25 protein-coding genes are annotated in these 22,760 nt (G+C 72.1%); 11 read left to right on the top strand and 14 right to left on the bottom strand.

Translation table 11 applies throughout. The features are described 5' to 3' along the window. Positions 1 to 2 precede the first annotated feature (2 nt). The 4 genes from ACIP89_RS32270 to ACIP89_RS32255 all read right to left on the bottom strand — a co-directional run bounded on the left by ACIP89_RS32270 (position 3) and on the right by ACIP89_RS32255 (position 4,847). Positions 3 to 893, bottom strand: coding sequence for a sigma-70 family RNA polymerase sigma factor (locus ACIP89_RS32270; protein ID WP_402117962.1), 891 nt, complete (start codon positions 891 to 893; stop codon positions 3 to 5). A 125-nt stretch (positions 894 to 1,018) separates the two neighbouring features. After that, the gene (locus ACIP89_RS32265; protein ID WP_401930061.1) at positions 1,019 to 1,990 is read right to left on the bottom strand and encodes an aldo/keto reductase; all 972 of its coding nucleotides are present in this window, start codon (positions 1,988 to 1,990) and stop codon (positions 1,019 to 1,021) included. Positions 1,991 to 2,131: 141 nt separating this feature from the next. Next, the gene (gene argH, locus ACIP89_RS32260; protein WP_401930059.1) at positions 2,132 to 3,565 is read right to left on the bottom strand and encodes an argininosuccinate lyase; all 1,434 of its coding nucleotides are present in this window, start codon (positions 3,563 to 3,565) and stop codon (positions 2,132 to 2,134) included. Between the two features lie 88 nt (positions 3,566 to 3,653). Beyond that, positions 3,654 to 4,847 carry an argininosuccinate synthase gene (locus ACIP89_RS32255; protein WP_402117961.1) on the bottom strand — a complete coding sequence of 398 codons (1,194 nt, stop codon included), beginning with the start codon at positions 4,845 to 4,847 and terminating at the stop codon, positions 3,654 to 3,656. Positions 4,848 to 4,905: 58 nt separating this feature from the next. Between ACIP89_RS32255 and ACIP89_RS32250 the strand changes: the two genes are divergently transcribed. The 3 genes from ACIP89_RS32250 (at position 4,906) to ACIP89_RS32240 (ending at position 6,572) form a co-directional block, all read left to right on the top strand. After that, positions 4,906 to 5,169, top strand: coding sequence for a hypothetical protein (locus ACIP89_RS32250; RefSeq protein WP_402117959.1), 264 nt, complete (start codon positions 4,906 to 4,908; stop codon positions 5,167 to 5,169). Between the two features lie 43 nt (positions 5,170 to 5,212). Next, positions 5,213 to 5,806 (top strand): pyridoxamine 5'-phosphate oxidase family protein, encoded by a 594-nt coding sequence (locus ACIP89_RS32245; RefSeq protein ID WP_401930053.1) that lies wholly within the window; start codon positions 5,213 to 5,215, stop codon positions 5,804 to 5,806. A 64-nt stretch (positions 5,807 to 5,870) separates the two neighbouring features. Continuing rightward, positions 5,871 to 6,572, top strand: coding sequence for a L,D-transpeptidase (locus tag ACIP89_RS32240; RefSeq protein WP_402117958.1), 702 nt, complete (start codon positions 5,871 to 5,873; stop codon positions 6,570 to 6,572). A 3-nt stretch (positions 6,573 to 6,575) separates the two neighbouring features. Here ACIP89_RS32240 and ACIP89_RS32235 read toward each other — a convergent pair whose 3' ends face one another. The 6 genes from ACIP89_RS32235 to ACIP89_RS32210 all read right to left on the bottom strand — a co-directional run bounded on the left by ACIP89_RS32235 (position 6,576) and on the right by ACIP89_RS32210 (position 12,402). Then, entirely contained in the window at positions 6,576 to 7,112 is a 537-nt protein-coding gene (locus ACIP89_RS32235; RefSeq protein ID WP_311306710.1) for an arginine repressor, read from the bottom strand. 25 nt (positions 7,113 to 7,137) lie between these two features. Further along, positions 7,138 to 8,328 carry an acetylornithine transaminase gene (locus tag ACIP89_RS32230; RefSeq protein ID WP_402117956.1) on the bottom strand — a complete coding sequence of 397 codons (1,191 nt, stop codon included), beginning with the start codon at positions 8,326 to 8,328 and terminating at the stop codon, positions 7,138 to 7,140. Further along, positions 8,325 to 9,227 carry an acetylglutamate kinase gene (argB, locus tag ACIP89_RS32225; RefSeq protein WP_401930047.1) on the bottom strand — a complete coding sequence of 301 codons (903 nt, stop codon included), beginning with the start codon at positions 9,225 to 9,227 and terminating at the stop codon, positions 8,325 to 8,327. The genes ACIP89_RS32230 and argB overlap by 4 nt, the downstream gene beginning before the upstream one ends. Beyond that, a complete protein-coding gene (gene argJ, locus ACIP89_RS32220) occupies positions 9,224 to 10,378 on the bottom strand; it encodes a bifunctional glutamate N-acetyltransferase/amino-acid acetyltransferase ArgJ (RefSeq protein ID WP_401930045.1) in 1,155 nt (384 codons plus the stop codon). Before argJ ends, argB begins: the two co-directional genes overlap by 4 nt. Then, positions 10,375 to 11,403 carry an N-acetyl-gamma-glutamyl-phosphate reductase gene (gene argC, locus ACIP89_RS32215; RefSeq protein ID WP_401930316.1) on the bottom strand — a complete coding sequence of 343 codons (1,029 nt, stop codon included), beginning with the start codon at positions 11,401 to 11,403 and terminating at the stop codon, positions 10,375 to 10,377. Before argC ends, argJ begins: the two co-directional genes overlap by 4 nt. A gap of 168 nt (positions 11,404 to 11,571) precedes the next feature. Further along, positions 11,572 to 12,402, bottom strand: coding sequence for a helix-turn-helix transcriptional regulator (locus ACIP89_RS32210; RefSeq protein WP_402117954.1), 831 nt, complete (start codon positions 12,400 to 12,402; stop codon positions 11,572 to 11,574). Positions 12,403 to 12,574: 172 nt separating this feature from the next. Here ACIP89_RS32210 and ACIP89_RS32205 point away from each other — a divergent pair, with 172 nt between their 5' ends. After that, on the top strand, positions 12,575 to 13,354 hold the full coding sequence (locus ACIP89_RS32205) for an SDR family NAD(P)-dependent oxidoreductase (protein WP_401930039.1): 780 nt from the start codon (positions 12,575 to 12,577) through the stop codon (positions 13,352 to 13,354). Between the two features lie 54 nt (positions 13,355 to 13,408). Here the strand turns inward: ACIP89_RS32205 and ACIP89_RS32200 are convergent, their stop codons facing one another. Together ACIP89_RS32200 and ACIP89_RS32195 are read right to left on the bottom strand one after the other, a co-directional pair. Next, positions 13,409 to 14,323: a GNAT family N-acetyltransferase gene (locus ACIP89_RS32200; protein ID WP_402117953.1), complete on the bottom strand. Its 915-nt coding sequence runs from the start codon at positions 14,321 to 14,323 to the stop codon at positions 13,409 to 13,411. A 9-nt stretch (positions 14,324 to 14,332) separates the two neighbouring features. Continuing rightward, positions 14,333 to 14,731, bottom strand: a complete 399-nt coding sequence (locus tag ACIP89_RS32195) for a winged helix-turn-helix transcriptional regulator (protein ID WP_402117951.1) — start codon at positions 14,729 to 14,731, stop codon at positions 14,333 to 14,335. Positions 14,732 to 14,806: 75 nt separating this feature from the next. Here ACIP89_RS32195 and ACIP89_RS32190 point away from each other — a divergent pair, with 75 nt between their 5' ends. The 3 genes from ACIP89_RS32190 to gap all read left to right on the top strand — a co-directional run bounded on the left by ACIP89_RS32190 (position 14,807) and on the right by gap (position 17,932). After that, positions 14,807 to 15,763, top strand: coding sequence for an alpha/beta fold hydrolase (locus ACIP89_RS32190; protein ID WP_402117950.1), 957 nt, complete (start codon positions 14,807 to 14,809; stop codon positions 15,761 to 15,763). 84 nt (positions 15,764 to 15,847) lie between these two features. Beyond that, positions 15,848 to 16,804, top strand: coding sequence for a GlxA family transcriptional regulator (locus tag ACIP89_RS32185; RefSeq protein ID WP_401930031.1), 957 nt, complete (start codon positions 15,848 to 15,850; stop codon positions 16,802 to 16,804). 129 nt (positions 16,805 to 16,933) lie between these two features. Further along, positions 16,934 to 17,932 carry a type I glyceraldehyde-3-phosphate dehydrogenase gene (gene gap / locus ACIP89_RS32180; protein WP_401930029.1) on the top strand — a complete coding sequence of 333 codons (999 nt, stop codon included), beginning with the start codon at positions 16,934 to 16,936 and terminating at the stop codon, positions 17,930 to 17,932. Between the two features lie 112 nt (positions 17,933 to 18,044). Here gap and ACIP89_RS32175 read toward each other — a convergent pair whose 3' ends face one another. Next, positions 18,045 to 18,446, bottom strand: a complete 402-nt coding sequence (locus tag ACIP89_RS32175; RefSeq protein ID WP_402117949.1) for a DUF5997 family protein — start codon at positions 18,444 to 18,446, stop codon at positions 18,045 to 18,047. 58 nt (positions 18,447 to 18,504) lie between these two features. Between ACIP89_RS32175 and ACIP89_RS32170 the strand changes: the two genes are divergently transcribed. From ACIP89_RS32170 to ACIP89_RS32155, 4 genes are all read left to right on the top strand, one after another. Then, on the top strand, positions 18,505 to 19,308 hold the full coding sequence (locus tag ACIP89_RS32170) for a LysR family substrate-binding domain-containing protein (RefSeq protein WP_402117947.1): 804 nt from the start codon (positions 18,505 to 18,507) through the stop codon (positions 19,306 to 19,308). Between the two features lie 39 nt (positions 19,309 to 19,347). Next, entirely contained in the window at positions 19,348 to 19,860 is a 513-nt protein-coding gene (locus ACIP89_RS32165; RefSeq protein WP_402117946.1) for a DinB family protein, read from the top strand. Positions 19,861 to 20,002: 142 nt separating this feature from the next. Next, positions 20,003 to 20,500 carry a peptidylprolyl isomerase gene (locus tag ACIP89_RS32160; RefSeq protein WP_390091572.1) on the top strand — a complete coding sequence of 166 codons (498 nt, stop codon included), beginning with the start codon at positions 20,003 to 20,005 and terminating at the stop codon, positions 20,498 to 20,500. 183 nt (positions 20,501 to 20,683) lie between these two features. Beyond that, on the top strand, positions 20,684 to 21,427 hold the full coding sequence (locus tag ACIP89_RS32155) for a Clp protease N-terminal domain-containing protein (protein ID WP_402117945.1): 744 nt from the start codon (positions 20,684 to 20,686) through the stop codon (positions 21,425 to 21,427). A gap of 145 nt (positions 21,428 to 21,572) precedes the next feature. Here ACIP89_RS32155 and ACIP89_RS32150 read toward each other — a convergent pair whose 3' ends face one another. After that, the gene (locus ACIP89_RS32150) at positions 21,573 to 22,724 is read right to left on the bottom strand and encodes a serine hydrolase domain-containing protein (RefSeq protein WP_401930297.1); all 1,152 of its coding nucleotides are present in this window, start codon (positions 22,722 to 22,724) and stop codon (positions 21,573 to 21,575) included. Positions 22,725 to 22,760: the final 36 nt, after the last annotated feature.

Genomic DNA, 22,760 nt, shown 5'->3' with positions numbered 1-22,760 from the left:
CCTCACCCGTCGAGGAGGACCAGATCGCGGCCGGCCAGCCCGGCCGGGTCGGTGATGACGAACAGCTCGACGACCTTCCCGCGCTCGATCGTGAACCGCATGACGGAGAAGGCCTCTCCCTCGCGCGCCGCGATGACCGCCGGGGCGCCGTCGAGCAGCGCGAACCGCACCGACCTGGCGTACGGCGCGAACATGATCGCCCGCCGTGCCACGTTCGCGGCCCCGCGCACCACCGCGGGGGCCTCGGCGGCACCGCCGCTGGACCGGGACACGACATCGGGGTCGAGCACGGCGACGAGTGCCTCGAAGTCCCCGCCCCCGGCGGCCGCCAGGAAGGCGTCCACGACCTCGCGGCGGACCGCCCCGGGGCCCGGCTCCGGGGCGACACCCCGCACCCGGCGGCGGGCCCGGCTGGCGAGCTGCCGGGTGGCGGCCGGGGTGCGGTCCACGATGCGGGCGATCTCGTCGAACGGCACCGCGAACATGTCGTGCAGTACGAAGGCGAGCCGCTCGGCCGGGTCGAGCGTTTCGAGGACCACCAGCAGCGCGAGCCCCACCGAGTCGGCGGTCAGCGCCTGCTGCTCCGGGTCCCCGCCGGGCTCGGGGACCGACGCCGGGCCGGGCTCCGGCCCGTCGGACACCGCCGTCTCCAGGGGCTCCTCGCGGCGGACCCGGCGCGAGCGGAGCATGTCCAGGCAGACCCGTCCGACCACGGTCGTCAGCCAGCCGCCCAGATTCTCGATCGCCGCGCTGTCCGACCGGCAGAGCCGGATCCAGGCCTCCTGGACCGCGTCCTCCGCCTCGTTCGACGAGCCGAGCATCCGATGGGCCACGGCCTTCAGACGGGTGCGGTTCTCCTCGAACCGTGCCGCCAGGAACTCGATCTCATCCACAGCCGTCCTCCCGTGTCAGGTGTTCTCACCAGGTTGACGCGGCAGGCCCGCCGGATGTGACCACCGTGCCCGGAGCCGTTGCGCGGGAAGCCGTGGCGGGGGAAGCGGTGGTGCGGGCGGAAGGCTCAGCTCCACGGCAGCGACGCGCGGTGGCGCCAGTACGCCTCCGGCTCCTCCACCAGCGCGTCCAGCCGGGCGCGCCGCTCCTCGTCCAGGTCGAGGACGGCGGCGTGCAGGTTGCCGGCGAGCTGGGTGACGGTCGCGGCGCCGGAGAGCACGACCCCGGCCCACGGCTGGTGCAGCACCAGAGCCAGGGCCACCGCGTCGCTGCCCAGCCCCTCCTCCGCGGCGATCTCCCGGACCACGGCCGGGGCCTCCGTACCCGCCAGCCGGCCGTTGGCCATGGCCTCCTTGACGATCACCGTGAGTCCGGCGGCGTGCGCGTCGGCCAGGGCCGGTCCGGCCGAGGTCTCCAGTGCGTTGTAGGTGGCCTGGACGGTGCGGAAGAGGGGCTCGCCGTCGACCGTGACGGCGAGGGCGGCCCGGATGGCGTCGGCCTGCGCGGGCCCGCTGGTGGAGAGGCCGACGCTGACGCCTTCCGCGGCGAGCGCGGCGAGGCGCGCGTGCAGCTCCTTGTCGGTCAGGGCCGGGCTGTCCGCGGTGACGGAGTGGATCTGGTAGAGGTCGAGCCGGTCGCCGAGCAGCCCGGCGGTCTCGGCGCGCTGGCGCTCGTACGCGGCGAGGCTGTGGTCCTTGACCTCGTGCGCCTCGGCGTCGACGGTCCAGTCGGCGGTGTAGGTGTAGCCCCACTTGCTCCCGATGACGACGTCGCGCACCTCGGGCCTGGCCGTCAGCCACTCCCCGAGGAACTCCTCGGCGCGGCCGTAGGAGCGGGCCGCGTCGAAGTAGCGGACGCCCTGGGCGTAGGCGGCGTCGAGCAGTTCGCGGGTGCGGGCGCGCAGCGCGTCGGCGGTGCGCTCGTCCGGCAGGTCGCGGTCACGGTGGAGGTTGATGTAGCCGGGCCTGCCGACCGCTGCCAGGCCGAGTCCGATGTGGGCGGTCGGCGTGGTGCTTTCGGCCAGTCGGGCGAAGGGCATCGCGGGCTCCTCGTGTTCGGTGGGGCAACGCGGCCGGGGCCGTCCTGCCCCGGCCTGCCGCACAGGTCATGGGTGTTCACCTGCCCGGACCCGGCCCGGACAGACCCCACCCGGCCAACGTAGCCCGCGATGCCCGTCCGGCTACTTGCGGGCCGCGGCCCAGGCGTGCTGTGTCGCGAGGTCCTCCTTGACCTCGGCCAGCTGGACGGCGACCGCGGAGGGCGCCGTGCCGCCCCGGCCGTCGCGGGAGGCCAGCGCGCCGGCCACGTCGAGGACGGTGCGGACCTCGGGGGTGAGGTGCTCGGAGATCTTCGCGAACTGTTCGTCGGTCAGCTCGTCGAGCTCGATGCCGTGCCGCTCGCACTCCTTGACGCAACCGCCGGCGACCTCGTGGGCGACGCGGAACGGCACCCCCTGCTTGACCAGCCACTCCGCGATGTCGGTGGCGAGCGAGAAGCCGGCCGGGGCCAGCTCCTCCATGCGCGCGCGGTTGACGGTGAGCGTGGCCATCATGCCGGTGAAGGCGGGCAGCAGGACTTCGAGCTGGTCGCAGGAGTCGAAGACCGGCTCCTTGTCCTCCTGGAGGTCGCGGTTGTACGCGAGCGGCAGGGCCTTCAGCGTGGCCATCAGCCCGGTGAGGTTGCCGATGAGCCGTCCCGACTTGCCCCGGGCCAGTTCCGCGATGTCGGGGTTCTTCTTCTGCGGCATGATCGACGAGCCGGTGGAGAAGGCGTCGTGGAGGGTGACGAAGGAGAACTCCTTCGTGTTCCAGATGATGATCTCCTCCGCGATCCGGGAGAGATTGACGCCGATCATCGCGGTGATGAACGCGAATTCGGCGACGAAGTCCCGCGAGGCCGTGCCGTCGATGGAGTTGGCCACCGAGCCGCGCTCGAAGCCGAGGTCGGCCGCGACCGCCTCCGGGTCGAGGCCGAGCGAGGAGCCGGCGAGTGCGCCGGAGCCGTACGGGGAGACGGCGGTCCGCTCGTCCCACTGGCGCAGCCGCTCGGCGTCCCGGGACAGGGGCTGCACATGGGCCAGGATGTGGTGGGCGAAGAGCACCGGCTGGGCGTGCTGGAGGTGCGTGCGGCCGGGCATGGCCACGTCCGGGTGGGCCTCGGCGAGGCCGACCAGGGCGTCCTGCAGCTCGGCGAGGAGACCGCCGATGATCCGGGCGTGGTCGCGCAGGTACATCCGGAAGAGCGTGGCGATCTGGTCGTTGCGGGAGCGTCCGGCACGCAGCTTGCCGCCGAGGTCCGGGCCGAGCCGCTCCAGCAGGCCGCGCTCCAGGGCCGTGTGGACGTCCTCGTCGGCGATGGTGCCGGTGAACGAGCCGTCCGCGACGTCCGCCTCCAGCTGGTCGAGGCCGGCGGTCATCCGCTTCAGCTCGTCCTCGGTGAGCAGCCCCGCCCTGTTGAGTACCCGCGCGTGGGCGCGGGAGCCGGCGATGTCGTACGGCGCGAGGCGCCAGTCGAAGTGGACGGACGCGGACAGCCTGGCCAGCGCCTCGGCCGGGCCGTCCGCGAACCGGGCGCCCCAGAGGCGTACGTCGCTGTTGCCGTTGCCGTTGCTCACTGCGTGCTCCTCGGAAGAACAAGGGGGTGGATGTGCGACCGCCTCCCCGCACGGGCGGCCGGGGAGGCGGTGACGTAACGGGGTGGGGTCAGTTCAGGTCACGTTGGGCGGCGATCTTCGACGAGAGGCCGAAGATCTCGATGAAGCCCTGTGCCCCGGACTGGTCGAAGGTGTCGCCGGAGTCGTAGGTGGCGAGGTTGAAGTCGTACAGCGACTCGCTGGACCGGCGGCCGGTGACGACGGCGCGGCCGGCGTGCAGGGTCATCCGGATGTCGCCGGTGACGTGCTGGTTGGCCTCTTGGATGAAGCCGTCCAGGGCGCGCTTGAGCGGGGAGAACCACAGGCCGTCGTAGACCATCTCGCCCCAGCGCTGTTCGATCTGCCGCTTGTACCGGGCCAGTTCGCGCTCGACGGTGACGCTCTCCAGCTCCTGGTGGGCGGTGATCAGCGCGATCGCTCCCGGCGCCTCGTACACCTCGCGGGACTTGATGCCGACGAGCCGGTCCTCGACCATGTCGATCCGGCCGATGCCCTGGGCGCCGGCCCGTTCGTTGAGCCGCTGGATGGCCTGGAGCACGGTGACCGGCTCGCCGTCGAGGGCGACCGGCACGCCCTCCTTGAAGGAGATGACGACCGCGTCGGCCTCGCGCGGAACGGCCGGGTTGGCGGTGTACTCGTAGATGTCCTCGATCGGCGCGTTCCAGATGTCCTCCAGGAAGCCCGTCTCGACCGCGCGCCCGAAGACGTTCTGGTCGATGGAGTACGGGGACTTCCTGGTGGTCGCGATCGGGAGGTTCTTCTCCTCGCAGAAGGCGATCGCCCTGTCCCGGGTCATCGCGTAGTCGCGGACCGGGGCGATGCACTTCAGGCCGGGGCCGAGCGCCGCGATGCCGGCCTCGAAGCGGACCTGGTCGTTGCCCTTGCCGGTGCAGCCGTGCGCGACGACTCCGGCGCCGTGCTTCTCCGCGGCGGCCACCAGGTGCTTGACGATGGCAGGCCGGGAGAGCGCCGAGACCAGCGGGTAGCGGTCCATGTAGAGGGCGTTGGCCTTGATCGCCGGGAGGCAGTACTCGTCTGCGAACTCGTCCCTGGCGTCAGCGACCTCGGCCTCGACCGCACCGCAGGCGAGCGCCCGCTTGCGGATGACGTCGAGGTCCTCGCCGCCCTGGCCGACGTCCACCGCGACGGCGATGACCTCGGCACCCGTCTCCTCGGCGATCCAGCCGATGGCGACGGAGGTGTCCAGGCCGCCCGAGTAGGCGAGTACGACGCGCTCGGTCACGGGCTTCTCCTCACGGTGCGGTCACTGGTAGGTATAACTATGCGTTCCTCCGTATGGTTTGTCAAAGTCGCTTCACACCGTCGCCGGTCTGCGGGCCCTCGGCGCCGTGACCCGCGAGCGGCTGACTCCCCTGCTCGACGACCCGTCATCCGGCGTCGTCCGCGCAGCCACTCCGGGGAGCACCCGGGCGCTGCGGCCGGACGCGGCCGGGTGCACCCCGGAGCGGCTGCGCGACCGGGCGGCGGCGGACCGGCCGCGTCCGGTGCGGGTGGCGGCGCGCAGGCTGCTGCGCGTGGCCGGCCACCGCGGTCCCACCGGTTGAAATCCCCCTGCCCGCGCGGGATCCGGGGAAGATAATCGACCGCATGGGAAAGACATACGAACGCATCGACGGGCGGCTGCGGACCTTCATCGAGGAGCAGCACATCTTCTTCACCGCGACAGCCCCACTGGACGGCGACGGCACGGTCAACCTCTCCCCCAAGGGCGTCAGCGGCTCCTTCGTGGTGCTCGACGAACAGCGCGTGGCGTACCTGGACTTCGCCGGGAGCAACGCGGAGACCGTGGCCCACCTGCGCGAGAACGGCCGGATCACGCTGATGTGGTGCGCGTTCCAGGGCCCGCCCACCATCGTGCGGGTGCACGGCCGCGGCGAGCCGGTCTTCCGCGACGACCCCCGGTTCCCGGATCTGCTCGGCAGGTTCCACGGGGTGGACGCCTCGTCGCACGGGCTGCGGGCGATCATCGTGGTGACCGCCGAGCTGATCCGGGACACCTGCGGGTTCGCCATCCCCTTCATGTCGTACGACGAGGACCGGCCACTGCACGCGCAGCGGTTCGCACGGGAGGACGACGCCTCGCTCAGCGCCTACTTCGAGAAGAAGGAGCACGTCGCCACCAGCATCGACGGGCTGCCGGGGCTGCCGCTCCCGCTGCCGGTCATGCCGCCCGCGCCGTGAGCGGTTGGGCCGTACGGAGCAGGCGCGCGGGTGGTGGCGCGCGGGCCGGACTACGGTCCGGGACATGCGCAGATGTCTGGTCACCGGTTCGGTACTGCTCGCCCTCACCGCCCTCATCGGGGCCCGCCCGCAGTCGGAGCCACCGCTGCCTGCGCGGCTGTCGGACACCGGCGGGGGCTCCCAGCTCATCACCGCCGAGGCCTCCGCCACCGGGGCCACCACGGGCACGGTCACCTGGTGGAGCAGGCGTTCCGGGCAGTGGGTGGCGGCCGGATCCGCACCCGCCCGCTTCGGGGCCAACGGGCTGGCCGAGGGCGCCACGCGGAAGCAGGGTACGAACACCACGCCCACCGGCCTCTACGGCCTGCCGTACGCCTTCGGGGTGGCGGCGGCCCCGCCGAGTACCCGCTATCCCTACCGCCGGGTCCACCACGGGTCCTGGTGGTGCCAGGACAACGCGGCGCGGGCGTACAACCGGTGGGTGGAGCCGCGGCCCGCCGACTGCCGGGCGTCCGAGGCCGAACACCTGATCACGTATCCCGCGCAGTACGCCCGTGCGCTCCTGGTCGGCTTCAACTACGAACGTCCGGTGCGCGGGCGCGGAGCCGGAATCTTCCTGCACGTCAACGGGCGCGGCGCGACCGCCGGTTGTGTCTCCGTACCGGCGGCCGCGATGGACCGGATCCTGGCCTGGGCCGATCCCGCCCGCCATCCGCACCTCGCGATCGGGACCCGTTCGGGCCCGACCGCGATCACCCGCTACTGAGCCTCAGCGGTCGTTCTGCGCGAGCCGCAGCAGGTGGTCGGCCAGCGCCTGTCCGCCCGCCGGGTCGCGGCTGATCAGCATCAGCGTGTCGTCCCCTGCGATGGTGCCGAGGATGTCGTGCAGTTCGGCCTGGTCGATGGAGGAGGCCAGGAACTGGGCGGCGCCCGGAGGCGTGCGCAGCACCACGAGGTTGGCCGAGGCCTCCGCCGAGATGAGCAGTTCGGCGGAGAGGCGGCGCATCCGCTCCTCCTTCGCGGAGCCGCCCAGCGGGGCGTGCGGGGTGCGGAAACCGCCCTCGCTCGGCACCGCGTAGATCAGCTCGCCACCGGTGTTGCGGATCTTCACCGCGCCCAGTTCGTCCAGGTCCCGGGAGAGCGTCGCCTGGGTGACGCTCAGTCCGTCGTCGCTGAGGAGCTTGGCCAGCTGGCTCTGCGAGCGCACCGGCAGCCGGTTCAGGATGTCCACGATCCGGCGGTGGCGTGCCGTGCGGGTCTGCGGCACGGACGGCCCGCCGTGCTCGGATTCCTGCGCCTCGGTCATCGTCGTCGCCTCATTCTCCGGAAGGTCATTCTCCGGATCGTCCGTGTGCCGCGTCGAGTACGCCGGGAAGTGCCCGGAGGAACGTGTCCACCTCCGCGTCACCGATGATCAGGGGCGGCATCAGCCGTACGACATCGGGTGCGGGTGCGTTCACCAGGAGTCCGGCTCCCTGAGCCGCCTGCTGCACCTGGGGTGCGAGGGGCTCGGTGAGCACGATACCCAGCAGCAGCCCCGAGCCCCGGACATGGGAGACCAGGGGGTGTCCCAGGCCCTCCACGCCCTCCCGGATCCGCTCGCCGAGCCGCTTCACGTGGTCCAGCGCGCCGTCGGCGGCCAGGGTGTCCAGGACCGCGAGTCCGGCGGCGCAGGCGACCGGGTTGCCGCCGAACGTCGTGCCGTGCTGGCCGGGCGCCAGCAGCTCCGCGGCCGCGCCGAACGCCACCGTGGCGCCGATCGGCAGTCCGCCGCCGAGCCCCTTGGCGAGCGTGACCAGGTCGGGCTCGACGCCCTGGTGCTGCTGGTGCTCGAACCAGGTGCCGCACCGGCCGATGCCCGTCTGCACCTCGTCGAGGACGAGCAGGGTGCCGGTGGCCCGGGTGATCTCCCGGGCCACCTCCAGGTAGCCCTTGGGCGGGACGACGACGCCGTTCTCGCCCTGGACCGGCTCGATGATCAGCAGCGCGGTCTCGGTGGTCACCGCGGCCCGCAGCGCCTCGGCGTCCCCGTACGGGACGTGCGTGACATCGCCGGGCAGCGGGACGAACGCCTCACGCTTCTTGGGCTGGCCGGTGAGCGCGAGGGCGCCCATCGTCCGGCCGTGGAAGGCGCCGTCGGTGGCGACCATGTGGGTGCGCCCGGTCAGCCGGCCGATCTTGAACGCGGCCTCGTTGGCCTCGGCGCCCGAGTTGGAGAAGTAGACCTTGCCGGTGCGGCCGAAGAGCTGGAGCAGCCGCTCGGCGAGCGCGACGGGCGGTTCGGCGATGAAGAGGTTGGAGACGTGGCCGAGGGAGGCGATCTGGGCGGAGACCGCCTCGACGATCGCGGGGTGGGCGTGGCCCAGCGCGTTCACCGCGATGCCGCCGACGAAGTCGAGGTACCGGGTGCCGTCGGCGTCCCACACCTGCGCGCCCTCGCCGCGTACGAGGGACAGCTTCGGGGTGCCGTAGTTGTCCATCAGCGCGGTCTGCCAGCGCTGCGAGAGCTCGGCGTTGCTCATGCTTCCCCCTGTGCGTCGGGCACGACCATCGTGCCGATTCCCTCGTCGGTGAAGATCTCCAGCAGGATCGAGTGCTGGACCCGTCCGTCGATGACCCGGGCGGTCTCGACGCCGTTGCGCACGGCGTGCAGGCAGCCCTGCATCTTGGGCACCATTCCGCTGGAGAGTTCCGGCAGGAGCCTCTCCAGCTCGGTGGCGGTGAGGCGGCTGATCACGTCGTCGCTGTTCGGCCAGTCCTCGTAGAGGCCCTCGACATCGGTGAGGACCATCAGCGTCTCGGCGTTCAGCGCGGCGGCGAGCGCGGCGGCCGCGGTGTCGGCGTTGACGTTGTAGACGTGGTTGTCCTCCGCCGAGCGGGCGATGGAGGAGATGACCGGGATACGGCCGTCGTCCAGGAGCGCCTCGATGGCCCCGGTGTCGATCGCGGTGATCTCCCCGACCCGGCCGATGTCCACGGCCTCGCCGTCGATGACGGGCCGGTGCTGGGTGGCGGTGATGGTGTGGGCGTCCTCGCCGGTCATGCCGACGGCGAGCGGCCCGTGCTGGTTGAGCAGGCCCACCAGCTCGCGCTGGACCTGTCCGGCGAGCACCATCCGTACGACGTCCATCGCCTCGGGCGTGGTGACGCGCAGACCGGCCTTGAACTCGCTGACCAGGCCCTGCTTGTCGAGCTGGGCGCTGATCTGCGGACCGCCGCCGTGCACGACGACCGGCTTGAGGCCGGCGTGCCGCAGGAAGACGACGTCCTGCGCGAAGGCGGCCTTCAGATCCTCGTCGATCATGGCGTTGCCGCCGAACTTGATGACGACGGTCTTGCCGTTGTGCCGGGTCAGCCAGGGCAGCGCCTCGATGAGGATCTGCGCCTTCGGGAGTGCGGTGTGCTTCCGCGCGGTGGTCATGAGCTGTACGCGCTGTTCTCGTGGACGTAGTCCGCGGTGAGGTCGTTGGCCCAGATGACGGCCGACTCGGTGCCCGCGGCGAGGTCGGCGGTGATCCTGACCTCCCGGTAGCGCATGTCGACGAGGTCGCGGTCCTCGCCCACCCCACCGTTCTTGCAGACCCAGACGTCGTTGATGGCGACGTTCAGCTCGTCCGGCTCGAAGGCGGCCTTCGTCGTGCCGATGGCGGACAGCACCCGGCCCCAGTTGGGGTCCTCGCCGTGGATGGCGCACTTGAGGAGGTTGTTGCGGGCGATGGAACGGCCCACCTCGACGGCGTCGTCCTCGGTCGCGGCGTTGACGACCTCGATCCGGATGTCCTTCGACGCCCCTTCGGCGTCCCCGATCAGCTGCCGGGCCAGGTCGTCGCAGACGGTCCGCACGGCCTCGGCGAACTCCGCCTGCTCCGGGGTGATTCCGGAGGCCCCGGAGGCCAGCAGCAGCACGGTGTCGTTGGTGGACATGCAGCCGTCGGAGTCGACCCGGTCGAAGGTGGTGCGGGTCGCGTCGCGCAGCGCGGCGTCCAGTCCGGCGGTGTCCACGTCGGCGTCGGTGGTGAGCACGACGAGCATGGTGGCGAGGCCGGGGGCCAGCATGCCGGCGCCCTTGGCCATTCCGCCGACGGTCCAGCCCTCGCCGCCCGCGACGGCGGTCTTGTGCACGGTGTCGGTGGTCTTGATGGCGATGGCGGCCTTCTCGCCGCCGTGCTCGCTCAGGGCCGCCGCGGCCTTCTCGATGCCCGGCAGGAGCTTGTCCATGGGGAGCAGCAGCCCGATGAGACCGGTCGAGGCGACGGCGATCTCGCCGGCGCTGTGGCCCTTGAGGACCTCGGCGGCCTTCTCGGCGGTGGTGTGGGTGTCCTGGAAGCCCTGCGGGCCCGTACAGGCGTTGGCGCCGCCGGAGTTGAGGACGACCGCGGTCACCGCGCCGCCCTTGAGGACCTGCTCCGACCAGCGGACGGGGGCGGCCTTGACACGGTTGGAGGTGAAGACGCCCGCGGCGGCGCGACGCGGACCGTTGTTGACCACGAGGGCCAGGTCCGGGTTACCGCTGTCCTTGATTCCGGCGGCGATGCCCGCCGCCGAGAATCCCTGTGCTGCCGTGACGCTCACGGTGCGACTCCGATCGTGGAAAGACCTGTGTCCTCGGGGAGTCCGAGGGCGATGTTCATGCTCTGCAGGGCGCCGCCCGCGGTGCCCTTGGCGAGGTTGTCGATGGCGCTGATCACGATGACGCGGCCCGCCGCCTCGTCGTACGCGACCTGGATCTGGACGGCGTTGGAGCCGTACACGGCGGCGGTCGCGGGCCACTGCCCCTCGGGCAGCAGATCGACGAACGGCTCGTCCGCGAAGGCCTTCTCGTACGCGGCGCGCAGGGACTCGGCGCTCACGCCCGGCTTCGCCCTGGCGCTGCACGTGGCGAGGATGCCGCGGGGCATCGGCGCGAGGGTCGGCGTGAACGACACGGTGACCGGCTCGCCGGCCGCCGCGCTGAGGTTCTGGATCATCTCGGGGGTGTGCCGGTGGACGCCGCCGACGCCGTACGGCGACATGTTGCCCATCACCTCCGACCCGAGCAGATGGGGCTTGGCCGCCTTGCCCGCGCCGGAGGTGCCGGAGGCGGCGACGATCACGGCCTCGGGCTCGGCGAGCTGGGCCGCGTACGCCGGGAAGAGCGCGAGCGACACGGCGGTGGGGTAGCAGCCGGGCACCGCGATACGCTTGGTGCCCGCCAGCCCGGCCCGCCCGCCGGGCAGCTCGGGCAGGCCGTACGGCCAGGTCCCGGCGTGCGGCGAGGCGTAGAACTTCTCCCAGTCCGCGGCGTCCTTGAGCCGGAAGTCGGCCCCCATGTCCACCACGAGCACGTCGTCACCGAGCTGCTCCGCCACGGCGGCGGACTGCCCGTGCGGCAGCGCGAGAAAGACCACGTCGTGCCCGGCGAGCACCTCGGGCGTGGTCGGCTGAAGCACCCGCCCGGCGAGCGGCCGCAGGTGAGGCTGCAGCGCCCCGAGCGGCTGTCCCGCGTTGGAGTTCGCGGTGAGGGCCCCGATCTCGACCTCCGGGTGGACCAGGAGAAGACGCAGCAGTTCCCCGCCGGCGTATCCGCTCGCCCCTGCCACCGCTGCACGTACCACCATCGAAATCCTCCTCGTCGATGGCATGACTATACGCAGTGTCGCACTTTTATGCAAAGAAATGGGCGGGGCAGCGGATTCACCGGTGGGGCCTGGCGCTTCGGCCGGCGCGTGGCCCCGGCCGAAGCCTCCTGAGCCGCTCAGCTCGCGTACGACCGCCGGCGGGCCCCGCTACTCGGTGAGGCTCTGGGTTCCCACGACGGACAGGAAGTCGAGGCGCTCCGCGTCACGGGTTGCGGGCTGTGCGGTGTAGACCATGACGCGCAGGCCGCTGCCCGCGACGCTGAGGACGTCGCAGTCGAGGGTGAGGGGGCCGACGTGGGGGTGATCGATGGTTTTGCGGCCGGCTTCGTGTTCTGCGGCCGTGCCGCTTTCCCAGAGTCCGGCGAATTGCGTACTGCGCGTGCGGAGTTTCCCGATGAGCGATTTCAGCGCGGGGTCGTGGGGGTATTGGCCGCTGGTGCGTTTCAGGTCGGCGGCCAGGAGTTCCCGGAGCTCTCCGTTCGACCGCGGGGTATGGCGGACGCGGGTTCTGGAACTGACGAATGCGCGCCAGGCGGCGTTCAGGTCCTCGCCGTGCCATTCGCCCATGAGGGCCGTGTAGAGGGGGTTGGCGAGGAGCTGGGTCCAGGCCGCGTCGTACACGGCGACGGGGGTGGTGACGAGCCGGTCGAGGATGCGGTGGATGCCGGGTGTGAGGTGGCGGGGGATGAGGCCGGCGCCCGGCGGCGCCAGTCCGGCCAGGCGGAACAGGTGCTCCCGCTCTGCCGGGGCGAGGCGGAGGGCGCGGGCGAGGGCCTCGACCACCTGGGAGGAGGGGCGGGTGGCCCGTCCCTGTTCGAGGCGGACGATGTAGTCGGCGGAGATGCCGGCGAGCTGGGAGAGCTCTTCCCGGCGCAGACCGGGGGCGCGTCTACGGCTCGTGGCGGACAGGCCGGCCGTTTCCGGGGCGACACGGTCGCGCCAGGCACGCAGGGCTCCGCCCAGTTCTGTATGAGCCATGTCGGCCATTGTGGCAAACCCGGACCGGCTCCTTCCTGGTACCGCGAGTCCCAGGAAAACGCGTCCACTGTCTGACAGCCGGAGAATGCCGCAGGCTGGTGGCACGACGGAAAGGCCGGCGGCGGAGAGCGAATCCTGAGCCGGCGGCCGCAGAGCGAAAGGAAACACCCCCATGAGCAGACTCGCTCTCGTCACCGGCGCGACCTCCGGCATCGGCAGGGCATTCGCCGAGCGCTTCGCCGCCGACGGCTACGACCTGATCGTCGTCGGCCGCCGCCGGGACCGTCTCGCGGCGTTCGCCTCCGGCCATCCCGGAGTGAAGGTGCGCACGGTCGCCGCGGACCTGTCCACGGAGGAGGGCATCGACACCGTCGCGGAGTACTGCGCGGATGAGCCGCTGGACGTCCTGGTCAACAACGCCGGTGTCTCCCACTACATGCCGCTGGCCGAGCTGCCCGCCGCCAAGGCCCGCGAACTGATCAACGTCAAGGTTCTCGCCCCCACCCTGCTGATGCGCGCCGCCGTCGGCGGCATGCTGCGGCGCGGTACCGGCACCCTCATCAACGTCGCCGGAATGATCGCCTTCTCCGGACCCGCCGACCCGTCGGTGATGCCGCGCCGCGCCGCGTACGCGGGTACCCTCGCCCACCTCGTGGCCATGACCCAGGCGCTCAGCGCCGAGCTGGCGGGCACGGGTGTCAGGGCCCATGTGGTCTGCCCCGGCGTCGTCGCCACCGAGTTCCACTCCTCCCAGGGCCTGGACATGAGCGCCGTGCCCCGCATGAGCGCCGAGGACCTCGTCACCGGCACACTGCGCGGCCTGGAGCTCGGAGAGGTCGTCAGCGCCCCCGGCGTCGAGGATCCCGGGCTCCTCCAGGACGTCTTCACCGCGGACCTGGCGGCCTTCGGCGGCCAGAGCCCGCAGCTGGCCACCCGGTACCGGAGCAGCTGATCCAGCACCCCGTCCGAGGGGCGCGCCACGGCCCCCGGCGGCCTCCGGGCCCCGTCAGGCCGCGGAACGGGGGAGGTCGACGGACCGGTACTCCTCCACGATCCGGTAGCCGACGCTGGTGTACAGGTTCATCGCCACCTCGTTGCCGCCCCACACGGTGAACATCAGCACCGAGTCACCGGCCGCGAGGGTCGCCTGCTCGCCGGCCGCCATCGCGGCCCGGCCGTACCCCTTGCCCCGGTACCGCTCGTCGATGTGGAGCGAGTAGCCGTACGTGGTTCCCGGGAGGTGCCCGTGCTTCAGCCAGCCGGTGCCGATCGGCTCACCCGCCACCTCAAGGACCAGGAGCGTGGTCCCGGGCGTCGCGAGGCCCTCGGGAATCAGCTTGGCGAAGTCGTCGTCGGACTTGCGCGCGGCGTCCTCGGGACTCTTGGCCCCCGACCGGACGATGTCGCCGACGTAGGCGAGCTTCTCGGCGGCCAGCCACCCGGGGTATTCGTCCGGCGTCATCGGCCGCGCGGTGACGCCCTCGACCGGCTCCGGCGGGGAGGCGAGGTGCCGCGCCCTGAGCTGGCCCCGGACGCCGTACCCGTCGAACAGCGCGCCGACCGGGTCGGTGATCCGTATGTCCATCCGGCCCGCGCCGCGCTCCGCGCACCATTCCTCGGCCCAGTCCCGGGCGGCTTCCTCGTACCCCTGGCCCGCGTGGTCCGACTCGACGCGGAGGTCGCCTATGCGTCCGGTGGGCACCCCGTCGTCGTCCTCCACGGACACCGCGACGTATCCCACCCTGGTCCCGGCGTCGGTGATCCCGGCGACGGTCCAGTTGCCGAGCCTGCCGCGCGTCTCCTCGATGGTGCGCTGCGCCGCGGCGTCACCGAGCCCGGCCGCCAGAAGCGACGCGGTCAGCCGCCGCTCGAAGTCGTTCTGCCAATCCCCGCTGTCACCAAGGGCGTTGAATTCTGTCACCCGGTCACACTAAGGCCTGTCCTCGCTCTCCCGGTTGGCGCGGTCGATCTCGGCCATGTGCTCCTCGGCCCAGGCGCGCACCATGGCCAGCGGTTCCTCCAGGGACAGGCCGAGCGGGGTGAGCCGGTAGTGGACGCGCGGCGGCACCGTCGGCTCCACCCGGCGTTCGGCCAGGCCGTCGCGGGTCAGCCCCTGGAGGGTGGTGGACAGCATCTTCTGCGAGATACCGGGCATCCCGCGCCGCAGTTCCGCGAAGCGCACCTCCCCCGGGGACGCCTCCGCCAGCACTTTGACGGCCATCGACATCCACTTCGTGCCGATCCGGTCGAGCAGGCCGCGGGTCGGGCACTTCGGGTCGAAGAGGTCTCCGCGACCGCCCTGCGGGGACCGTCGCGCCGTAGAGGTCACCTGGAGCTCACCACCTGAGGCGGAAGTGCCGTCTTGGCACCCCCGTAGTAGTTACCTATCGTTTTGTAGTCACCAATGGTAACCACCGCGCGTGGCCGCGAGCCGCTCGCCCGAACCGATCCGGAGTCCACCGTGCCCGTACCGTCGAGTCCCCCCGGCCACCCCGAGCTACGGCGGGTCACGGCAAACGGCATCGAGATCAACGTGGCCGTCGCGGGTCACGGGCCGGCCGTCCTGCTGCTGCACGGCTTCCCGCACACCTGGCGGCTGTGGACCCACGTCATGGACGGCCTGTCGGACCGGTTCCGGGTCATCGCGCCGGACCTACGGGGGTTCGGCGCGAGCACCCGGGCCGTGGACGGCTACGACGCGGGCACGCTCGCGGCGGACGCCGAGGCCCTGCTCCACGCGCTGGGGGAGGGTTCCGCGGCGGTCGTCGGCATCGACGCGGGCGCGCCGCCGGCCTTCCTGCTGGCCATGCGCCGCCCCGGTCTCGTCCGGCGGCTGGTGGTCATGGAGTCGCTGCTGGGCCCGCTTCCGGGCGCCGAGGAGTTCCTTGCCCAGGGGCCACCGTGGTGGTTCGGCTTCCACCGCGAGCCCGGTCTCGCGGAATCTGTACTCGGCGGGAACGAGGACCGGTACATCGACTGGTTCCTGGACGAGGGCACGCTCGGGCAGGGCGTGGAGCCCGCCCTGCGTGCGGCCTTCCTCGACGCCTTCAGCGGAGGCGAGGCCCTGCGGTGCGCGTTCTCGTACTACCGCGCGCTGCCGTCGAGCGCCGGGCAGATCCTGGACGCCACCCGCGGGGGCCGGCTGACCGTGCCCACCATGGCCATCGGCGCCCGGCCCGTCGGCAGAGCGCTCGAACAGCAGCTGCGGCCGGTGACCGACCGCCTGGTCGGCCGCCTCGTCGAGGACTGCGGGCACATCATCCCGCTGCACCGGCCGGACGAGCTGCTGCGCCTTCTGGATCCGTTCCTCACGTCGGCCGCTGCGCCGGCGGGGGTACCGGTGGACACGACACGTCGCTGAGCCGTGGCCCCGTACCCGTGGACACGACACGTCGCTGGGTCGTGCCTCCTTACCCGTGCGGTCCGCCGCGTACCCTCGTTTCCCATGCCAGCCCCCCGCCTGCACCACGTCGCGGTGCTCGTCCTCGACGGCGCGAAGCCACTGGATGTCGGCATTCCCACCCAGGTGTTCACGACCCGCGCGAGCATGCCGTACGAGGTGCGGGTATGCGGTGCGGCGCCCGGTCTCGTGGCCGGTGGCGACGGCCTGTCGTACTACGTCACCCACGGGCTCGACGCGCTCGGCTGGGCCGACATCGTCTTCGTGCCCGGCTACCGGCTCCCCGACCGTGACGACCCGCCGCAGCCGGTCATCGACGCGCTGATCGCCGCCCACGACCGGGGCGCGCGCCTCGCCGCCATCTCGACCGGGGCGTTCGCGCTCGCCGCCACCGGCCTCCTCGACGGCCGGCGCGCCACGACGCACTGGCACTACACGCGGGCGCTCGCCGCGAAGTACCCGCTCGTCCGGGTCGACGAGAACGTCCTGTTCGTCGACGAGGGCGGGGTGCTGACCTCAGCGGGCGCCGCCTCCGGCATCGACCTGTGCCTGCACGTGCTGCGCGGCGACCTCGGGGTGGCCGCGTCCAACCACGCGGCCCGGCGGCTGGTCGCGGCGCCCTATCGCAGCGGCGGCCAGGCCCAGTACGTGCCGCGCAGCGTGCCGGAGCCGCTCGGGGAACGGTTCGCCGCCACCCGTGAGTGGGCGCTGCACCGGCTGGGCGAACCCCTCACCCTCGACGCGCTGGCCCGGCACGCGGCGGTGTCGCCCCGGACGTTCTCGCGGCGTTTCACCGAGGACACCGGGTACACCCCGATGCAGTGGGTCATGCGCGCCCGGATCGATGTGGCCCGCGAGCTGCTGGAGCGTTCGGAGCGGGGTGTCGAGCAGATCGCGGCCGATGTCGGGCTCGGCACCGGCGCGAATCTGCGGCTGCACTTCCAGCGCATCCTCGGCACCACTCCGAGCGAGTACCGGCGCACCTTCGCCCAGGGCGAATAACCAGGGCGGGAAGCCGGGGCGGGAAACCGGGGCGGGTGTGGCGGGATCCTTACGGACCATGGCGATCACGCCGCTGTCAGGGGGATGCGGCGAGCGCGATGCTGGAGGCGAGGAGAAAGGGACTCTCACATGACTCGCATCGCCATCAACGGATTCGGCCGCATCGGACGCAACGTGCTGCGCGCGCTGCTGGAACGCGAAAGCGACCTCGAAATCGTCGCCGTCAACGACCTCGCGGAGCCCGCCGCGCTGGCCCGGCTGCTCGCGTTCGACAGCACCGCCGGCCGGCTCGGACGTCCGGTGAGCGTGGACGGGGACACCCTCGTCGTCGACGGCCGCCGCATCAAGGTGCTCGCCGAGCGCGAACCGGGACAGCTCCCGTGGACCGAGCTCGGCGTCGACATCGCGCTGGAGGCCACCGGCCGCTTCACCTCCGCCAAGGCCGCCCGCGCCCATCTCGACGCGGGTGCGAAGAGGGTGCTCGTCGCCGCGCCGTCGGACGGCGCGGACGTCACGCTCGCCTACGGCGTCAACACCGACGCGTACGACCCGGCCCTGCACACCGTCGTCTCGAACGCCTCCTGCACCACCAACGCCCTCGCGCCGCTGGCCGCCGTGCTGGACGAGCTGGCCGGCATCGAGCACGCCTTCATGACGACGGTGCACGCCTACACCCAGGAGCAGAACCTCCAGGACGGCCCGCACCGCGACGCCCGTCGCGCCCGAGCCGCCGGGATCAACATCGTGCCGACGACGACGGGCGCCGCCAAGGCGATCGGCCTGGTGCTGCCCAACCTCGACGGCAAGCTGTCCGGCGACTCCATCCGCGTACCGGTTCCGGTGGGCTCGATCGTCGAGCTGAACACCACCGTGGCCCGCGATGTGACGCGCGAAGAGGTGCTGGAGGCGTACCGGGCCGCCGCGCGGGGACCGCTGGCAGGGGTGCTCGAATACTCGGAGGACGCGCTGGTGTCGTCCGACATCACCGGCAACCCGGCCTCGTCCATCTTCGACTCGGCCCTCACCCGGGTCGAAGGCCGCCACATCAAGGTGTCCGCCTGGTACGACAACGAGTGGGGCTTCTCGAACCGCGTGATCGACACGCTGACACTGCTCGCCACTCGCTGAGCGGGCGCGGGGGCGATGCCGGGGGCAGGGGTCAGGCCGGGGGGCGGCTTCTGCCGCCCCCGCCGGTGCCTCGTACGGTGCCTCTTGCCGTGCCGCGTGACCGCGGCCGGCGTCAGGACCGGTCCTGCTCCTTGCCGCTGCGCTCCGCGTTCCGCTCCTTGATGCGCACCGTCTCCTTGCGGACCTCGGCCTGGGTGGCGCGCTCCTTGCGCAGCCACCCGGGGTCGTCCTGCTTCAGGGCTTCGATCTGCTCCGTGGTGAGCGCGTCCGTGACGCCACCGCGTGCGAGACCGGAGATGGAGACGCCGAGCTTGGCGGCGACCACCGGCCGGGGGTGCGGGCCATTGCGTCGCAGTTCCCGCAGCCACTCGGGCGGATCGGACTGGAGTGCCGCCAGCTCGGCGCGCGAGACGACACCCTCCTGGAACTCGGCGGGTGTGGCTTCGAGGTACACACCCAGTTTCTTCGCCGCGGTCGCGGGCTTCATTGTCTGGGTGGTCTGGTGCGACGTCATGGGGTCAAGAGTATCGAGCGTGTGCGCCACCGCTGACCACGACCGGTAACCTGGCGGGGTGACAGGCTCGGAAGCAACCCCCTCGTTCCGGCTCGCGTACGTCCCCGGGGTGACCCCCACCAAGTGGGTGCGGATCTGGAACGAGCGCCTGCCCGACGTCCCCCTCTCCCTCGTCGCGGTACCCGCGGCGGAGGGCTCTGCCCTGCTGCTCGACGGCGGCGCCGACGCGGGTTTCGTACGGCTGCCGGTGGACCGGGCGGACCTCAGCGCGATCCCCCTCTACACCGAGGCGACCGTGGTCGTGATCCCCAAGGACCACGTGGTGGCGGCGGTGGACGAGATCTCCGTCGAGGACCTGGCCGACGAGATCGTGCTGCACCCGCTGGACGACGTCCTCGGCTGGGAGCAGCTGCCCGGACGGCCCGCGATCGAGCGTCCCGCCACGACGGCGGACGCGATCGAGCTGGTGGCGGCCGGGGTGGGCGTCCTCGCCGTTCCGCAGTCGCTCGCCCGCCTGCACCACCGCAAGGACCTGACGTACCGGCCGCTCTCCGGCGCCCCCGAGTCACGCATCGCGCTGTCGTGGCCGGAGGACCGGACCACCGACCTGGTGGAGGACTTCATCGGGATCGTCCGGGGCCGGACGGTGAACAGCACCAGGGGCCGCGGTACGCCGCCCGCGGAGAGGCCGAAGCGCAAGGCCCCGGAGACCGGTGGCCCCCGGCGCAAGCCCGCGGCCGGCGCGGGAGCGGGGAAGGGCGCCCGGGGCGGTTCCGGTGGCGCGAAGGGGGCCAAGGGCGGCTCCCGGGGCGCGAAGGGCGCTGCGGGTGCCAAGCGCGGAAAGCCCCGCAAGCGGCCGTAACACCCCGGTTGTCGGACCCGGCTGGCACGATCGGTGATCGTGACACACACCGAACGCGCGATGCCGCCCATGAACGCCGACGAGCACACCAGTCTGGAGAGCTGGCTCGACTTCTACCGGGCCACCGTGGCAGTGAAATGCGAGGGCCTGGCCGACGAGCAGGTCCGGGAGGCCTCCGTCTCGCCGTCCTCCCTGACGCTGCTGGGGCTGGTCCAGCACCTGACCGAGGTAGAGCGGAACTGGTTCCGCCGGGTGCTCGCCGCCGAGGACGCCCCGCCCACGCACCCCGCACCGGCCGGTTCCGGTGGGCACGACGGCGGTTTCGAGGTCTCCGCCGACGCCTCCTTCGCGCAGACCCTCGCGGCGTGGCGGGACGAGGTCGCCCTGTCCCGCGCCAACTGTGCCGCGCGGTCGCCGGAGGACACCGTTCCCTTCATGGGCGGCGAGGTGAGCCTGCGGTGGATCTACACGCACATGATCGGTGAGTACGCCCGCCACAGCGGCCACGCCGACCTGCTGCGCGAGCGGATCGACGGCAGCACCGGAGTCTGACGGCAAGGACGCGAGGGCGGGGCCGGGGCCGCCGCCGCGTGCGCCGTACGCGGGGACCACGCGCACCCGGCCCGTCACCTGTGAGCGGCCTTTGACCGCGCCCGCCCGTCGGGGCCGCGCGGCCGGATGTCAGGATGGTTCCATGACGAGCAAGGTTTACTTCGACATCACCATCAACGACGAGCCCGCCGGGCGGATCGTCTTCAACCTGTACGACGAGGTCGTTCCCAAGACCGCGGAGAACTTCCGCCAGCTGGCGACCGGCGAGCACGGCTTCGGCTACAAGGGTTCGTCCTTCCACCGGGTCATACCGGAGTTCATGCTCCAGGGCGGCGACTTCACCCGGGGCGACGGCACCGGCGGCAAGAGCATCTACGGCGCGAAGTTCGACGACGAGAACTTCAAGCTGGCGCACACCAAGCCCGGTCTGCTCTCCATGGCGAACAGCGGCCCGAACTCGAACGGTTCGCAGTTCTTCATCACGACCATCGTGACCTCGTGGCTGGACGGCAAGCACGTGGTGTTCGGCGAGGTCGCCGACCAGGAGAGCATGGACCTGGTCACCAAGATCGAGGGTCTCGGCTCGCAGAGCGGCCGGACCAAGGCGAAGGTCACCATCGCGGACTCCGGAGTTCTCTGATCCCGACCCGCTCGCTGAGCAGCTGACCGGACGCGCCGGCCGACGAACACCGTCGGCCGGCGCGTCCGTCGTATACGGCCTTCGTATCCGGGACCTTCGTATCCGGGCTCCCGTACCAGGCTCTCCAGCCCGACTGTCAACGGAAGGTTGACACCCCCTCCGCTGTCAACCTAAGGTTGACACATGACGAAACCAGTCGGCCCCTCGCAACCGGTCCGCCTCGACGACCTCATCGCAGCCATCAAGAAAGTCCACCCCGACGCCCTGGACCAGCTCCAGGACGCCGTCATCGCCGCCGACCACCTCGGCGACGTCGCAGACCATCTGATCGGCCACTTCGTGGACCAGGCCCGGCGCTCCGGCGCCTCCTGGACCGAGATCGGCAAGAGCATGGGGGTCACCCGGCAGGCGGCACAGAAGCGGTTCGTCGCCAAGAATCCCGGCGAGTCGAACGAACTCGACCCCAGCCAGGGCTTCGGCCGCTTCACCGCACGCGCCAAGAACGTCGTGATGGCCTCCCAGAACGAGGCGCGCGCCGCGGGCAACAGCGAGATCGGCACCGAGCACCTCGTACTCGGGCTGCTCAGCGAGCCGGATGCGCTCGCGGCTGCGTTCATCAAGGCGCAGGTGGTGACCCTGGACACCGTCCGCCAGGCCGCCACGGCCGCGCTCCCGGCGGCCTCGGAGGAGGAGCTGCCCGAGCTCCTCCCCTATAACGCAGACGCCCGCAAGGCGCTCGAACTCACCTTCCGCGAGGCGCTCCGGCTGGGACACAACTACATCGGGACCGAGCACATCCTGCTCGCCCTGCTGGAGCACGAGGACGGCGCGGGGCTGCTGACCGGCCTCGGTGTCGACAAGGCGACCACGGAGACGGCGCTCGTCGAAGCGCTCACGCTCATCGTCGCCGCACAGGACAAGAACTGACCGGCCAGGACTGACCGGCCAGGGCGGGCGGGACCGGGCGGACCCGCCGGGCCGGGCCGCGTCTCCCCGTCGGCCGCGTATACCCGCCGCACCGTGACAAGACCAGGGCAAGGGCCAGGACCGAACCGAGCCGAGCCGGAGCCGGTCACAGCGAGGCGTACACCGCCTCGACCAGCGCCTTCTTGCGCGGGTCGTCGGCGATGAGCGGGCCCATCCGGTTCATGACGTAGCCCAGGGCGATCCCGGCCTCCGGGTCGGCCAGTCCGCAGGAGCCGCCCGCGCCGTCGTGGCCGAAGGCCCGCGGGTTGGGGCCGTACGAGCGGGCGGGGCCGCTCAGCCAGGGCCCGAGCGCGATCTCCGTCTCATGGCCGAGGCCGGCGCCCAGCACCAGGTCGCGGCAGCGCCCCTGACCCTCGCGGACCCGCTCGGCGGCCTTCTCCGACAGGACGCGCCGTCCGTCGGCTCCCGCACCGCCCGCGAGGATGCCGTACAGCGCGGCGACCGCGCGGGCGGTGCCGTGGCCGTTGGCCGCGGGGATCTCGGCCGCCCGCCAGCCGGGGGTGTTGGCGGCGGCCGCACCGGTGGGCGGGTTGAGCAGTGAGGCGACGGCGACCGGCTCCATCCGCGCGAAGAGCGCCGCCTGCCGGGCGCGGTCCGGCTCCGGGGCGACGAGTTCGGCCGCGCGTCCCGCATCGGCTGCCGGGAGCCCGAAGCTGAAGTCGATGCCGAGCGGGCCGGTCACCTCCCGCCGGAGGAACTCCCCCGGCAGCAGCCCGCTCACCCGCCGGACCACCTCACCGACCAGGAAGCCGTAGGTGAGCGCGTGGTAGCCGGACCGGGTGCCGGGCTCCCACCACGGTTCGGTCGCGGCCAGCCGGGCGCAGGTCAGCTCCCAGTCGTAGAGCTCGGCCAGGGTGTGCGGCTCCCGGAGCCCCGCCAGGCCCGCGCGGTGGGAGAGCAGCTGCGTGACGAGCACGCTCTCCTTGCCCGCCGCGGCGAACTCGGGCCAGTAGGCGGCGACCGGGGCGTCGAGGTCGAGCAGGCCCCGGTCGGCGAGGATGTGGGCGCAGAGCGCGGTCGGTCCCTTGCCGGTGGACCAGACGTTGACGAGGGTGTCCCGCTCCCAGGGCCGGGTGCGGGCGCCGTCCGCCCAGCCGCCCCAGAGGTCGGCCACCGGCTGCCCGTCGAGCAGGACGGTGACCGCGGCGCCGAGTTCGCCGCGTTCGCGGAAGTTCGCCTCGAACGCGCCGCGCACCGCGAGGAAGCGCTCGTCGCAGTGGCCGTGGATCAGCGGCACGGTGGCCTCCCTCTGCTGGGGCCCGACCGGAGGACC

The sequence above is a fragment of the Streptomyces sp. NPDC088730 genome (assembly GCF_044751215.1).
In the GTDB taxonomy this organism is placed as follows: Bacteria; Actinomycetota; Actinomycetes; order Streptomycetales; family Streptomycetaceae; genus Streptomyces.
The sequence above is the reverse complement of the archived record's forward strand: the minus strand, read 5'-3'. Positions and strand labels throughout refer to the sequence as shown.

Coding starts and splice junctions, on each gene's coding strand:
- ACIP89_RS32175 (WP_402117949.1), bottom strand. CDS start 18,446: ATGACGTCGCACCAGACCACCCAGACAATGAAGCCCGCGACCGCGGCG.
- ACIP89_RS32160 (WP_390091572.1), top strand. CDS start 20,003: ATGACGAGCAAGGTTTACTTCGACATCACCATCAACGACGAGCCCGCC.
- ACIP89_RS32205 (WP_401930039.1), top strand. CDS start 12,575: ATGAGCAGACTCGCTCTCGTCACCGGCGCGACCTCCGGCATCGGCAGG.
- ACIP89_RS32230 (WP_402117956.1), bottom strand. CDS start 8,328: ATGAGCAACGCCGAGCTCTCGCAGCGCTGGCAGACCGCGCTGATGGAC.
- ACIP89_RS32190 (WP_402117950.1), top strand. CDS start 14,807: ATGGTAACCACCGCGCGTGGCCGCGAGCCGCTCGCCCGAACCGATCCG.
- gap (WP_401930029.1), top strand. CDS start 16,934: ATGACTCGCATCGCCATCAACGGATTCGGCCGCATCGGACGCAACGTG.
- ACIP89_RS32210 (WP_402117954.1), bottom strand. CDS start 12,402: ATGGCTCATACAGAACTGGGCGGAGCCCTGCGTGCCTGGCGCGACCGT.
- argB (WP_401930047.1), bottom strand. CDS start 9,227: ATGACCACCGCGCGGAAGCACACCGCACTCCCGAAGGCGCAGATCCTC.
- ACIP89_RS32235 (WP_311306710.1), bottom strand. CDS start 7,112: ATGACCGAGGCGCAGGAATCCGAGCACGGCGGGCCGTCCGTGCCGCAG.
- argC (WP_401930316.1), bottom strand. CDS start 11,403: ATGGTGGTACGTGCAGCGGTGGCAGGGGCGAGCGGATACGCCGGCGGG.
- ACIP89_RS32185 (WP_401930031.1), top strand. CDS start 15,848: ATGCCAGCCCCCCGCCTGCACCACGTCGCGGTGCTCGTCCTCGACGGC.
- ACIP89_RS32265 (WP_401930061.1), bottom strand. CDS start 1,990: ATGCCCTTCGCCCGACTGGCCGAAAGCACCACGCCGACCGCCCACATC.
- ACIP89_RS32155 (WP_402117945.1), top strand. CDS start 20,684: ATGACGAAACCAGTCGGCCCCTCGCAACCGGTCCGCCTCGACGACCTC.
- ACIP89_RS32245 (WP_401930053.1), top strand. CDS start 5,213: ATGGGAAAGACATACGAACGCATCGACGGGCGGCTGCGGACCTTCATC.
- ACIP89_RS32240 (WP_402117958.1), top strand. CDS start 5,871: ATGCGCAGATGTCTGGTCACCGGTTCGGTACTGCTCGCCCTCACCGCC.